Source organism: Rufibacter latericius (genome assembly GCF_003721515.1).
Taxonomy (GTDB): domain Bacteria; phylum Bacteroidota; class Bacteroidia; order Cytophagales; family Hymenobacteraceae; genus Nibribacter; species Nibribacter latericius.
The window spans coordinates 81,115-94,707 of the sequence record NZ_RJJD01000021.1; the positions used below are offsets into that span (position 1 = coordinate 81,115).

The 13,593-nt window shown below is 48.2% G+C and carries 12 protein-coding genes and 1 tRNA gene; 2 read left to right on the plus strand and 11 right to left on the minus strand.

The window, feature by feature from the left end; genetic code table 11:
- Positions 1-3: 3 nt before the first annotated feature.
- Positions 4-774, plus strand: coding sequence for an O-methyltransferase (locus EFB08_RS20110; protein ID WP_123129067.1), 771 nt, complete (start codon positions 4-6; stop codon positions 772-774).
- A 64-nt stretch (positions 775-838) separates the two neighbouring features.
- Here the strand turns inward: EFB08_RS20110 and kdsA are convergent, their stop codons facing one another.
- Both kdsA and EFB08_RS20120 read right to left on the minus strand, forming a co-directional pair.
- Complete coding sequence (gene kdsA / locus EFB08_RS20115) at positions 839-1,657, minus strand: 3-deoxy-8-phosphooctulonate synthase (protein ID WP_123128778.1); 819 nt, start codon at positions 1,655-1,657, stop codon at positions 839-841.
- Between the two features lie 202 nt (positions 1,658-1,859).
- Entirely contained in the window at positions 1,860-2,477 is a 618-nt protein-coding gene (locus EFB08_RS20120) for a methyltransferase domain-containing protein (protein WP_123128779.1), read from the minus strand.
- Between the two features lie 105 nt (positions 2,478-2,582).
- On the opposite strand from EFB08_RS20120, the gene EFB08_RS20125 reads away from it, so the two are divergent.
- The gene (locus tag EFB08_RS20125; RefSeq protein WP_123128780.1) at positions 2,583-3,524 is read left to right on the plus strand and encodes a hypothetical protein; all 942 of its coding nucleotides are present in this window, start codon (positions 2,583-2,585) and stop codon (positions 3,522-3,524) included.
- Positions 3,525-3,784: 260 nt separating this feature from the next.
- Here the strand turns inward: EFB08_RS20125 and cphA are convergent, their stop codons facing one another.
- The 9 genes from cphA to EFB08_RS20170 all read right to left on the minus strand — a co-directional run bounded on the left by cphA (position 3,785) and on the right by EFB08_RS20170 (position 13,564).
- The gene (gene cphA / locus EFB08_RS20130) at positions 3,785-6,424 is read right to left on the minus strand and encodes a cyanophycin synthetase (protein ID WP_123128781.1); all 2,640 of its coding nucleotides are present in this window, start codon (positions 6,422-6,424) and stop codon (positions 3,785-3,787) included.
- A gap of 40 nt (positions 6,425-6,464) precedes the next feature.
- Complete coding sequence (locus tag EFB08_RS20135) at positions 6,465-7,364, minus strand: cyanophycinase (RefSeq protein ID WP_123128782.1); 900 nt, start codon at positions 7,362-7,364, stop codon at positions 6,465-6,467.
- A gap of 682 nt (positions 7,365-8,046) precedes the next feature.
- A tRNA-Cys gene (locus EFB08_RS20140) sits at positions 8,047-8,117 on the minus strand.
- Between the two features lie 133 nt (positions 8,118-8,250).
- Positions 8,251-10,146 (minus strand): 30S ribosomal protein S1, encoded by a 1,896-nt coding sequence (rpsA, locus tag EFB08_RS20145; RefSeq protein WP_123128783.1) that lies wholly within the window; start codon positions 10,144-10,146, stop codon positions 8,251-8,253.
- A gap of 399 nt (positions 10,147-10,545) precedes the next feature.
- Positions 10,546-11,169, minus strand: coding sequence for a hypothetical protein (locus EFB08_RS20150; RefSeq protein WP_123128784.1), 624 nt, complete (start codon positions 11,167-11,169; stop codon positions 10,546-10,548).
- A gap of 18 nt (positions 11,170-11,187) precedes the next feature.
- A complete protein-coding gene (locus EFB08_RS20155; RefSeq protein WP_123128785.1) occupies positions 11,188-11,697 on the minus strand; it encodes an HNH endonuclease in 510 nt (169 codons plus the stop codon).
- 97 nt (positions 11,698-11,794) lie between these two features.
- Positions 11,795-12,574, minus strand: a complete 780-nt coding sequence (locus tag EFB08_RS20160) for a C40 family peptidase (protein WP_227006421.1) — start codon at positions 12,572-12,574, stop codon at positions 11,795-11,797.
- Between the two features lie 120 nt (positions 12,575-12,694).
- The gene (smpB, locus tag EFB08_RS20165) at positions 12,695-13,168 is read right to left on the minus strand and encodes an SsrA-binding protein SmpB (RefSeq protein ID WP_123128786.1); all 474 of its coding nucleotides are present in this window, start codon (positions 13,166-13,168) and stop codon (positions 12,695-12,697) included.
- Positions 13,169-13,564, minus strand: coding sequence for a thioesterase family protein (locus tag EFB08_RS20170; protein WP_123128787.1), 396 nt, complete (start codon positions 13,562-13,564; stop codon positions 13,169-13,171). It abuts the gene before it with no gap.
- Positions 13,565-13,593: the final 29 nt, after the last annotated feature.

Here is a 13,593-nt window from a genome sequence, read left to right on the forward strand (position 1 = left end):
GCCATGATCTACAGGTACGCCTCCTTTTGGTGGCGTTCAGGGAATGCGCATGGTTTGCACTCCCCTTTCGTATTCAATCTCTATTGCCACATCATCCATCACGAAGGCCATTTCCCGGCCTATGATGCCGTGGAAGCCTTACGGGAAGAGTTGTTGCAAGACCACACGGTTCTGGAGGTCACTGACTTCGGGGCAGGTTCCCATTCGGGTGCCACCCGCCAGCGCAAGATTTCTGACATCGCCCGCACGGCTGCCAAACCAGCCCGGTTAGGCCAATTGCTGTTCAGGCTAGCCAACCATTTCAAACCCGCCACCATTTTAGAACTGGGCACCTCTTTAGGCTTAACTACCAGTTATCTAGGATTAGCCCGCAAAACCGCCGATCTGTACACCTTTGAGGGTTGCCCCGCCATTGCAGCACAAGCCCGAAAGAACTTCCAGAAATTAGGGTTGGGTAAAATACAACTGGTAGAAGGTAACCTGGACCAAACCCTAGGCCAGACCTTGAACCGGCTGGAGAAAGTAGACCTCGTGTTCTTTGACGGAAACCACCGCTACGAGCCCACCCTGCGGTACTTTGAGGAATGCCTCACCAAGGCACACGAAGGCAGCGTCTTCATTCTGGATGACATTTACTGGTCGGGGGAGATGGCCAAAGCCTGGCAAAAAATAAAGCAGCACCCGCGGGTACTGCTTACGGTTGATCTTTTCTACATGGGCCTGGTCTTCTTCCGGACGAATCAGCCCAAGCAGCATTTCACCTTAAGGTTCTAAGAGTTTTTTTATAAAAATCTGCTTTGGGCCTGATTTACTTAAAACAGGCCCAAAGCAGATTTTATTATTCGAAGCGGATGGCTTCCCTGATTCTGATCAGGCGTCTCATCAGACCTTCCAGCTGCGCTAACGGCAACATGTTAGCACCGTCTGAACGGGCCGTTAAGGGGTCTGGGTGCGTTTCAATGAACAAGCCATCGGCTCCCACTGCAATGGCCGCTTTGGCGATGGTCTCGATCAAGGCTGGTCTTCCGCCGGTCACTCCAGATGATTGGTTCGGTTGCTGAAGCGAATGCGTCACGTCCATCACTACCGGCACCTGATTTTCGCGCATCACAGTGATGTTCCGGAAATCTACCACAAGGTCTGAATACCCGAAGGAGTTTCCCCGATCGGTCAGAATCACGTTGTCGTTACCAGATTCTTTAATTTTCTCCACGGCAAACTTCATGGACTCACCAGACAGGAACTGACCTTTCTTAATGTTCACCACCTTGCTGGTTTGGGCTGCGGCAATCAACAGATCGGTTTGGCGGCACAGGAAAGCCGGAATCTGCAACACGTCTACGTACTCGGCAGCCATGGCCGCTTCATGGGTTTCATGGATATCGGTGACGGTTGGCACCACGAAGGTCTCGCTTACTTTCGCTAGAATCTTAAGTGCTTTCTCGTCTCCGATGCCGGTGAAAGAGTCTTTTCTGGAGCGGTTGGCTTTGCGGTAAGATCCTTTAAAGATAAGGGGAATCTGCAGGCGGTCAGAAATCCGGACGAGTTCTTCGGCAATGCCCATGGCCATCTCCTCTCCTTCTATGGCGCAAGGACCCGCCATCAAAAAGAAGTTACCCGATGCCGTATGCTGAAGCTTGGGAATATTGATTAACATATGCTTTCTCTAATTAGATAATGGTTTTTGTCTACTTTCTGGTACAGCTGAATTCGCTTTTATTACAGTTACGTAAGGCGTTCCCCTTTTTAAGGCGTTTTTGGCAAAACGGCATTGAAAGGGTTCTTACCCGAAAGTCATAGTTTGCTTAAAAAGCTTATGGCTGTACCAGATTCATTTATGATGCCAAAAGTACAGAATTCTACGCGATAAACTGCGGCCGGTCGCGGCGTTGCAGTTCAATGAACAACTCCCTTCCCTGCCGGGGCTTCACTGAATTCTGGCAAGGCTCAAACCGGATGAACCGGAAGTACGGTTCAAAGTAGGCCTGGTATTCTAAAGCCGTTCCACCAAAAGGCGGGCCTTCCTTCTCAAACTCCTCTGAAAACAGGACACCAACCAACTTCCCTCCCGGCTTTAGGATGTCAAACACCTGACGCGCGTAATGGGTGCGAAATTCCCTGGGCAAGGCGCAAAAGAACGTTTGCTCCAATACCAGATCATACAGGCCGGGCGTTAAAGTAAAGAAATCCTGCTGCAGTAAGTGGCCCTCTGGAAAAGACGGAACCCGCTCCCTAAAATTCAGCAAGGGGGCTTGGGCGAAGTCTAACAGAAAGACTTGGGAAAAGCCCTTCTGGTGCAGGTACTCTGCCTCGTACCCGTTGCCGCCGCCCGGTAGAAGAATCTGCAGGCTCTTCTCGCTTAATTGGTCAATATAGGATTTTAATGGAGGGGTGATTGATCCAACATCCCACTCCGTGCGATTTTGCCGATACCTTTGCTCCCAATACTCCTGGTCTAAATTGTCTTTTTCACGCATGCCCGGAAGTAAGTATTTTAACCTCTTATTTGCAAAGGATAGATAGAAACGTATTTTTGTACAAATAGGGAATACCCAAAAAACTCTAAACCACCCTGATCCGCTATGTCGACTGAAACACCCGAAAAGGATAGTAACCGCAAATTGTTGGTAGTAGGCCTCATCATTGTGCTGCTCAGCATCAACGGTATCCTTATTTACATGCAGCAACAGAAAACGCAGGAGAACGAGGAACAGAAGGAAATCATCAAGGTAAAGAATACCGAGCTTGAGAACCAGATCAAGGTTTACGAAACTCTGAAAGCAGATTATGAGAAGCAAAGCGCTGATCTGAGCGCCATGGGCCTGACCAACGACTCACTGGAATCCAGAATTGCCGCCATTAACGCCGACCTGGCCCAACTCCGCTCCTTCCGGAACAGCTCGTTTACCGTTGCTGATCAGAAACGTTTCCAGATGAAAGCCCAGAACCTTGAGCAGGCACTTAAGAAAAAAGACGAAGAAGTAGCCAAACTGCAAACCGATAACGAAGAGCTCTTCACCGAGGTAAAAGGCCTGAAAACCACCCAAAACAAACTTGCAGACTCTATCACCACCCTTTCAACTGACAAGAAAGCCCTGGAAGAAAAAGTGAGCCTGGCCTCTAAACTGGAAGCCCAGAACATTGTGGTAAGCGTCATCAACGCCAAAGGCAAAGAAAAAGAAGACACCGAGGAAGAGTACAAAGCAAAACGCGTAGACCGTATCAAGCTTTCCTTCCGGTTAGGCAAAAACGAGGTAGCGCCTAAGGAAAACAAAGAGATTCTGATGCGCCTCATTGAGCCAGACGGTTCAGCGCTCTACAACCTGGCTACCGGCTCGGGAACGTTTGAGTTTGAAGGCAAAGAGCAGTTCTACACCGCCAAACGCGACATCGTTTTTGACAACACCCAGCAACAGGTTTCCTTCATCTACTCCAAAGGAACTCCCTACAAAACCGGAAAACACCTTATTGAGATCTACTCAGACGGCTATTTGATCGGAACCACCTCCTTCACCTTGAAGTAACAGTTTTACTTACTTATTTCAAAAAAGAGCCCCGAAACGTACCAGCGTTTCGGGGCTCTTTTTTTAGAGAGTGATTGAATGGTTGAGAGAATGAAGGAATTAGAGAATGAAGGAATGATAGAAATACAAAAAGGCTCTTAGTCCCTGTTTTAAGGCTGTGTTCAGAAAAGAAGGCAAAAAACATTTTTCGGTTCTTCCCTCTCCTTTCTCATTCACTCCATCATTCATTCATTCATTCATTCATTCATTCTCTCATTACTCTAGTCAACCATGACGCGTCTATCCTGAATCACCTTGAAGTTCTCGATCATCTTGATAGCCTCCGGAATGTCTTCGGAGAAGATGGTAATAAAGGAATTACGCTCGGCATGTTCCAGGGCATAGGCGATGGCTACCATTTCCTGCTCAATTACCTTGAAGGGTTTATGCGGATCAACTTGCAGAATGCCGTCAATGACGTTCCGGTTGATCTCTTCGGCGGTGCGGCCCCGCAGGTCACGGTCTGAGCGAATGATGACTTCATCAAACATCTGGGCTGCCATCTTGCCAAGTTCCACCATGTCTTCGTCCCGACGGTCACCCACGCCGGCTACCACGCCCACACGTTTACGGGCATCCACGTTCTGTAGGAAATCAGCGATCCCCTTCATGCCGGCAGGGTTGTGGGCATAATCCACCAAAACCTCGAAGGTAGGGAATTTGAAGAGGTTCATTCTGCCCGGGGTTTTGGAAGCCGATGGCACGAAGGTGCGCAAGGCGGTTTTAATCTCGGAAATCTCAAATCGGGAGATATACCCCGCCAGGGTAGCGGCCAACACGTTTTCGATGTTGAACTTGGCACGGCCGCCAAAAGTAAGCGGAATATCGGCTACGCGGTCTACCCTAATTTTGTAAGTGTTCTTGAAGATGGAAATGAAGCCGTTTTCAAAAACTGCCGCCAAACCTCCCTGAGCCACGTGCTTCAGGATACGCGGATTGTTTTCGTCCATGCTGAAGAACGCCACCTTGCACTCTACTTCTTTGGCCATTTTGTAGACATTGTCATCGTCGGCGTTCAGAATGGCATACCCGTCTTTACTCACGCTTTTGGGGACCACGGCTTTTACCCGTGCCATGTCTTCCAGGGTATAGATGTCGCGGAGGCCCATGTGGTCTTCGGCCACGTTCGTCACGATCCCGATGTCACATTGCTGAAATCCTAAACCTGAGCGAAGCATCCCGCCACGGGCGCATTCCAGCACGGCAAAGTTCACGGTAGGATCCCGCAAGACGAACTCAGCGCTTTTAGCACCGGTAGTATCGCCTTTTTCCAGCAATTTGTCCTGGATGTAGATGCCGTCTGTAGTGGTGAAGCCCACCTGATATCCGCAGGATTTCACCATGTGCGCGATCAAGCGAGTTGTAGTGGTCTTGCCGTTGGTACCGGTTATGGCAATAATGGGAATACGTGACGGGCAATTGTCCGGGAACAACATCTCAATCACTGGGTCGGCTACGTTGCGGGGCAGACCTTCAGTGGGCGCTACGTGCATCCGGAATCCGGGAGCGGCGTTTACCTCAATCACGGCCCCTCTTGCCTCAGGCAACGGAATGGCAATGTCAGAGGTAACTACATCAATTCCGCAGATGTCCAGGCCAATGGTACCGGCAATCCGCTCAGCCATCAGCACATTGTAGGGGTCTATGAGATCAGTGACGTCAGTGGCGGTACCACCCGTAGACAGGTTTGCGGTGCTTTTGAGGTAAAGCGTTTCTCCATCGGCAATGACAGTATTCAAGGTATACCCTTTACTATCCAGTATTCCCTGGGTGTCTTTGTCTACGGTAATCTTGGTGAGTTCCTTTTCGTGGCCAACACCCCGGCGCGGATCTGCATTTACTTTGTCAATCAGTTGCTGCACCGTGGAAACGCCGTCTCCCACCACCATGGCGGGGGTGCGTTTAGCAGCGGCAATAAATTTTTTGTTGACCACCAGTAACCGAAAGTCATACCCTTGGATGAACTGCTCTACAATCACGGCTTTATCAGCTTTGCAATATTTCAGAGCCACTTCAAACCCGGCTACGGCCTCTTCCCAGTTCTTGATATTGATTCCGGCCCCTTTCCCATGGTTTCCGTCCAGAGGCTTTGTCACGATGGGATAACCGAGGTAGTCTACTGCTTCTTTCAGTTCTTCTAAGGTATACACGATCTCGCCTTTGGGTACCGGTACCCCAGCCTCATAGAGCATGTCTTTGGTAGCGCTTTTGTCACCAGCAATCTCCACGGCAAAGGAAGCGGTACGGCAGGTCATGGTGGCCTGGATACGTTTCTGGTGGACTCCGTACCCCAACTGGATTAGTGAGTTCTTGTTCAGGCGGATGTAAGGAATGCCCCGGGCCACTGCTTCAGACACGATGGAGTAGGTGCTTGGACCAATGTGTTCATCTTCCCGAATCTCATGCAATTCTTCTACGTCTGGTCCAATGTCATAGGGTTGGTTGTTTATCAGTGCGGTAACGACCCGGCAGGCCGCGTAAGCAGCATACTCTCCGGCTTTCTCTTCTTGGTAAGAAAATACTACGTACTCAAAACCGGGTTGTGGTGCCGGGTACGTACGTCCGAATCCTGAATTCATCCCGCCCAGGGTCTGTAGTTCCAGGGCCACATGTTCTACCACGTTGCTCAAGGGTACTCCTTCTTCTCTTACTCTTCTAAGATAGCCCCCCTCCTGGCCTTCGGTGCTCCGGTGTTCCATCATTCCGGGGAACATGGTTTCCAACCTTTGCGCAAAATCTGGAATGTCTGTGGTGAGCACACCCGCAAAGTCTTCCATGTCCAGTTTGAGTACTACAATTTTGGGGTGTTTCACAGACCAATAGTTTGGCCCACGCATGATGCGTATTTCTGCGATTTTCATAGATTGTTTAATCTAGTATAGATGCCGGTATTCAGACTATTTAAAAAATCTCCAACGTGTACGTATCTCCCTTTCCCAGGAGATGCACCGTAAGGTCTCTTATGGTGACAGGAACACCTTCCTCCACCTCATAAATGTTGGTACGCGTGCTTTTCCGGCCGTCTACCAAGACTACCAGGCCACTTCCTATCACTTCTATCTGATTTCCTCCTTTTACGACAATGCCGGTGTCTTCCTCCAGCCCCACCCCTATAAAAGTTGGGTTGGTGGCTAGCATCTGCGCCATACGTACTATACGGCCCCGTTTGATAAAATGGGTATCAATCGCGACATCATTCAATAATTCAAGCCCAGCGGTAATACTCACAGAGCCCTTGATGAAGCCTGCGCCGTTCATTCCCTGATAGATCATCTGAGTAGACATGGCTGCGGCTCCCGCGCTGGTTCCTGCCACTACAAGGGTTTCTTTATAATACCGTTCCTTGATGAGCCGCATGAGCTCAGTACCTCCCAGAATAGAAGTAAGTTTTAACTGGTCGCCGCCGGTAAACAAAATACCCGCCGCTTTTTTGACCAAGTCCAAATACTCTTCCTTGCAGGTATCTTCCCGGTTGCGGATATCCAGTACTTCTACCTTTTTTACCTTCAAGGTCTTAAACACCTCTATATATGAGGCCCCTACTTCCTCGGGCAAGGAAGATGCGGTAGGGATTACAAGGACAAGTGGATTGCTCCCCTTCAACTCTTCTACAAACCTGGACAGAATCTCAGTCTTTTCGAAATTAAGGTTTTCAGAATCAGAGGAATCCGCTTCTGGGTCATCCCCTTTGTTTTCTGCGCCCCCAATAGCAATTAATGTTCCCTTCGGGATTTTACTCTCAATTGCTTCTCTTACAACGGGTTGGTTTGTCTCTTTTTTTTCTGGCTCTTTTTTGCTCATAATCTTTCAAATCCTGAAAGTCAAAATCATCTGGAAGCCGCTTACATTTTTTAAAAGCAAAGGTATTACACTCTATTTACCTGAAAATGAAAAATGACCTTCTCGTATATGCTTCTGACAGATGTCTGCGCATACGCATAATGAAGGCAAAAGATTATGCAATTAAAATATTCAGGAATTACCGAAGCAGAGATGCGTGAACTACTAGGCAACCTTGTTGAAAAAGCCCCATAATTTAAATATCTCCTATTTTATACGAACTTGATTGAAAAATGGGCAATACCGTATACTGAGGACCAATCTTTTTTCTCAAATTACTAATAATTGATTTTACCCCCCTTAGGCCTCTATTACATAATAAAAAAGCTTTAGCTGTTTTATTTACCTGAAGTTGCCAGAGGAATAAACCCGTTCCGGAGAAGAAAGACGTCAAGGGAATTGCACATTTATTTAACAGTTATTTATAACTACTTAAAGAACAATTAAATAAAAAATAAAAGATTAAACCTAAAATAGAAAAGGGAATTAAAGGGAAGATAAACCAAGCCTTTCTACCTTTTAAATGCTTAGTGTAGGCAGAAGGAAACAGAAAGGAATTTGAATAAGGCTGGCCGGAATAGGAAATGAATAATGGACTGAAAACAAAAAAGCCTGCTTAATGAAAGCAGGCTTTTTTCAGAGGAGGTAACGAGCGGATTCGAACCGCTGTACGAGCTTTTGCAGAGCTCTGCCTAGCCACTCGGCCACGTTACCGTGTTTTGGTGTGCAAATATAGGCAGGAACTATTACTATCCCAATTTTGAAGCAGTTTTTTCAAAAGGAACATAAAAAAAGAGCCTCTTTTCAGAGGCTCTTTCTGGTTATCAGGCAGTTACCTACCTAAAAATTATTCAGCTGATTCTGCTGAGTCAGCGTCTGCAGAGCCGGTAGATTTGTCAGCACGGGCTTGGGCAGCCGCGGCTAATTTCTTCTCACCAGCTTCCTTCTCGCTTTCCATCATTTGGTCTTTCAAGGCAGAAAGGGCATCCAGGTCACCTAAGGTAGAACGAACTTCGTCTTTCTTAGGGGCAGCCGGAGCAGCGGCAGCTTTAGGCGCACCGGCAGCGGCAGGAGCATCTTTCTTCTCAAATTTCTTACGCTTGGCGTCTTCTGGCTGAGCAGTGTGGATGGCAGTGTGCGACAAGATGATCTTACGATCGTCTTTAGAGAACTCAGTAACTTTGAATTCTACTTGCTCACCGGCTTCTACGCTGGTACCATCTTCTTTGGTAAGACCTTTAGGGAAAGAGAATCCTTCAATACCGTAAGGCAGCTCCAGGGTAGCACCACGGTCAGATTTCTCCAACACGGTAGCTCTGTGTACTGAACCTACGTTGAATACGGTAGCGAAAGTATCCCAAGGGTTTTCTTCCAGTTGTTTGTGACCAAGTGCCAGACGACGGGCAGCAGCATCAAGCTCCAGAACCACCACGTCTAATCTGTCACCAACTTTCACGAACTCAGATGGGTGCTTAATTTTCTTAGTCCAAGACAAGTCAGAAACGTGAACCAGACCGTCTACGCCTTCTTCCAGCTCAATGAACAGACCAAAGTTAGTCAGGTTTCTAACCACACCTGTGTGCTTAGTTCCAACGGCGTATTTGGTCAATACATCTTCTTTGGTCCAAGGATCTTCGGTCAGTTGCTTAATGCCCAGAGACATTTTGCGGTCGTTACGGTCCATCGTCAACACAACGGCCTCAATCTCGTCACCTTGTTTGATGAAGTCTTGTGGGTTGCGCAGGTGCTGAGACCATGACATTTCTGACACGTGGATCAAGCCTTCTACGCCTGGCATCAGTTCTAAGAACGCACCGTAATCTGCTACGTTCACGATTTTGCCTTTCACCCGTGAGCCAACTTCCACTTCGGCAGGAAGAGCATCCCAAGGGTGAGCAGTCAGCTGCTTCATGCCCAAAGAAATACGTTTCTTGTCGTCGTCGAAATCTAACACTACCACGTTTACTTTCTGGTCTAGCTCCAACACCTCTTGCGGGTGGTTGATGCGTCCCCATGAGATATCGGTGATGTGCAACAGACCATCTACACCACCAAGGTCGATGAACACACCGAAGTTGGTCATGTTTTTGATTACACCTTCCAGAACCTGACCTTTTTCCAGGTTGTTCAGGATAGCGGCGCGTTGCTGCTCAAGATCTTTCTCGATCAGGACTTTGTGCGATACTACTACGTTATCAAAAGCGGCGTTGATTTTCACCACTTTCACTTCCATCTTACGACCAACATAAATGTCGAAATCACGGATAGGTTTCACGTCAATTTGAGAACCTGGTAAGAAGGCTTCTACACCGTAAAGGTCTGTGATCAGACCACCTTTGGTTCTGCGTTTCACTACACCTTCCAATACAGTGTCGTTCTCCAAAGCGCCGTAGATCATTTCCCACGCTTTCACGATTTTCGCTTTCTTACGAGACAGGATCAACTGACCGTTAGGGTCTTCCTGGTCTTCGATGAAAACCTCTACCTCATCACCAATTTTCAGGTCCGGCATGTCACGGAATTCTGAAACAGGCACCAAACCATCAGATTTGAATCCGATGTTCAAGATCACATCGCGATCTGTGATACCAACAACAGTACCTTTGATCACTTCCTCTTCCTGAACAGTGTTCAGGGTGTCGGCGTACATTTGCTCCAGTTCGGCTCTCTGCGCAGCAGAGTAGCTTCCACCGAAACCCTGAGACTCAAACTGGTCCCAGTTAAAATCATCTACATTTGCCATATTGCTATGTTGGTTCACAAAAAATAACGGCTAGACACAGAACCACTTACCTCTCCGTAGCTTCTTTTACATACCCGTTTTCCAACGCGGAACCCGGGGCATTCACCTTGAACGCGGCGCGAAGGTACAAAAACCTGTTCCGCTATCCAAGATTTCTGCCCACACATCTGTAAATCTCTTTGGCTATCAAGTACTTTGATAAATAGCTATAAAAGGAAAACCGTTTCAGGCCTATTTCCAGAAAAGAAGGCTTGAAACGGTTATAGCAAAGAAGTAAGCTAAATCTGGAAAGGAATATCGCAGAAGCGCTCACCCAATAAGTAGAGGAAAACAACCTTGTTTAAGGCTTGTTTTCCAGAAAACAACCTAGAAACGGCATCAAGCTTAATGGTGATTACCTTAGTTGTTTTTGAGCAGGCGAAGGACTTCCTGCTCTTTCTCTGGATTGAGGGTGATCAAAATGACTCCATTTTTTCCCTGCTCTTTAAATCGTTTCTCCGCCTCTGCCCCCTTCAGAACATTGATGGATTTGATCCATTCTGGATTAAGGCTGGAGACATCTTCTTTTTTCAGGGCTACTTCTCCGGTATTGGTTAAGATAAAGTACAAAGGCTCGGGAAAGGAACGCTCAGAAATTGGCCTATCGTCTAACCGAATGGTAACTGGTTTCCTCTTCTCTGCAGAAGCACGATCAGGACTTTTCAAGGTTTGAAGAAAAGCGCGCTCCTGCTCTGGCTTTAACTCAATTATTATAACCCCATCTTTGGCCTTCGGTCCAAATTCTTTCTTCGTCTTTTCATCCTTAGACACGACAATAGATTCAATCCATTCCTTATCCATAGCTTGGATGTCAGCGGAAGTTAGAGGCACATTGCCCGAATCAGTTTTCAATAAGTAGAGTAGCAGAATCTGTGGACTCACTCCCACATTCGTGGTTTTTCTTTTCGCAGGAAGGTCTTGCGCTTCTACACCAAAAGGCAGCGAAGCTGCCAACAATAAGCTTAATAGAAAAGGTTTATACATAAAGGAAGGTTAGTCAATCTAGGCTCTGGCGCGCTCGGCGAGGAAAGGAATCCAGACGTGGTCGGTATCCTGAATGCTTTCCCGAAGGAATGACACCAAAGACGGTTTATAGGGTTTCCGGCTTAATTTCATGGAAACTTCCTCGGGAGTTCGGTCACCTTTCTTGGAATTGCAGCGGGCGCAGGCGGTAATAAGGTTGTACCAGGTGCTTTCGCCCCCGCGGGAACGGGGCACCATGTGGTCCAGGGTGAGGTTTCTGGTGGAGCCGCAGTACTGGCACTGATTACGATCACGGCGCATGATGTTCTGCCGCGTAAGGGAAATACCTTTGTAAGGCACGCGTACGTAGCGGTGCAACCGGATCACCAGCGGACGCGGGTAGGCCTGCCGAACCGTGCGCAATACATTCAACTTGTCTTCCGCGATGAGTTCTGCTTTCTGGAGATAAATCAAGATGAAAGCCTTGTGCAGGCTGCACGTGGCTATAGCGGAGTAATCTTGATTAAGTAAAAGTACCTTATCATTCATACGAAAACCTGCTCAGTAGATCCTTCTCGTAAGTTACGTAAAAATATCTTACAACAGATTTTACTAACTGATTTTCAGGGCTTCGTGTTTCAGGAATTTAGTCTGGCAGGATACGTTTGATGATGCGAAGTTTGTGGGAATAGCGTTTCCGCTCGCGGTTGTAGATGCCGTGGTGGTCTAGCTGGTCTATGCGCACCTCGCCCGAGGCATGGATGATCTTTTGGTCTTCCAGCACAATGCCTACGTGAATGATTCTACCTTCCTCGTTATCAAAGAAAGCTACATCGCCGGGGCGGGTTTGGGTCACGAAATGAACTTCCTGTCCGTGCACCACCTGCTGGTAGGCATCACGGCGGAGTTGATGGCCACAGACGCCGTACACCTGCTGCACAAACCCTGAACAATCAATCCCGAAAATGGATTTCCCGCCCCATAGATAAGGCGCCCGCATGAACTGCAAGGCGATCTTCTGCAGGAAATTCTCGCGGTAAGGCAGTGTTGGGTTGGAGGCCCGACCGTTGTAGAGCATGCGCTCCTCTCCTACCCGAATGCTCATGCCGTCAAAGAAAGGCAACACACTGCCCAAGCCAATGGGCGTAACGGCCTGGTCTCCGCTCACCGTCTGCACCAAGTCCATGGACCGGGCATGTTTGGTTTGGCGCCACTCCTGGAAATACGCGTCAGAAACCGGATAATGCTGCTTGAAATCGATCCAGCCTTCGTAATCATCGGCGGCGTTTTTGACCTGAATCCATTTCTCCTGCGTCAGCAGAACTTCATAGCACTCGCCAAAAACCAATTGGGTAATCTGTTCGCTTCTGTCAGAGGGCTCTCGGCGCACCGGCACCAGACTCAATTTGCAAATTCCGAAATTCAAAGTAATGAGTGAATGAGTGGTTGAAAGAATGGGTGGCGGTGCGTAAGGCCTGTTGAATTTCAAAGGGCAGAACCAGCTCCTATTTTGGGGCCATTTTAGGCAAAATAGGCTTCAAACAAGTTAAAAGCGTTCCCGGGCCATCTCGCGCTTGACGTCGCGTTCTTTGATGTCTTCGCGTTTGTCAAAGAGTTTCTTTCCTTTGGCCAGGGCGATCTCTACTTTGGCAAATCCGCGGTCTGAGATAAACAGGCGGGTAGGAATGATGGTGACGCCCTGCTCCTGGGCTCCCTCCTTCAGTTGTTTCAATTCGCGTTTGTTTAAAAGCAGCTTGCGGTCACGGGTGGGCTCGTGGTTGTAATGAGTCCCTTCGGTGTATTTGGAGATGGTGACCTGGTGTAGGAACAGCTCGTTTCCGTGGAAGGTACAGTACCCGTCTGAGAGGTTTACTTTGCCTTCCCTTATGGATTTGATCTCGGTGCCGCGCAGCATCATGCCGGCGGTATATTTGTCTAGAAACTGGTACTCATAGGAGGCCCGTCGGTTGGAGATGTGTACCGATTTCTGCAGCCTGTCTTTCTCTTTCGATTTCGCCATTTAGTTTCTACTGTTCGTCAAAAGTCGGTGGATCTTCTCTTTTTTCAAAATTTTTTGGCCGGTTTGCCCTGTGGCCACCAACCGCTGGCCTGCCTTTACGGTAATGGCGCAGCGTAGTTCGTTCTGGTGCAGAGTCTTGAAGGTGGCCTCTACCTGCAGGGTTTCTCCGGCAAAGGCTGGGCTATGGTGCTCAATATGCACCATAGTGCCTATTCCTTCCTCATCAATCTCCTTCATTTCCAGCACAAACAACCGGGAAGCCCATTCCATGGCTTGTGCCAGCGAAAAAGTGGAGCAGACCGGGTGCACCAAACCTGCCTCAAATTGGGCATAATCTGCCTCGGTGATGAATTTCTGGTATTGTTTGGTATCTCCTTCCTGAAACGGGTTCTGCATGCTACTTTTGTTTGGGGCCGAAGTTGTAA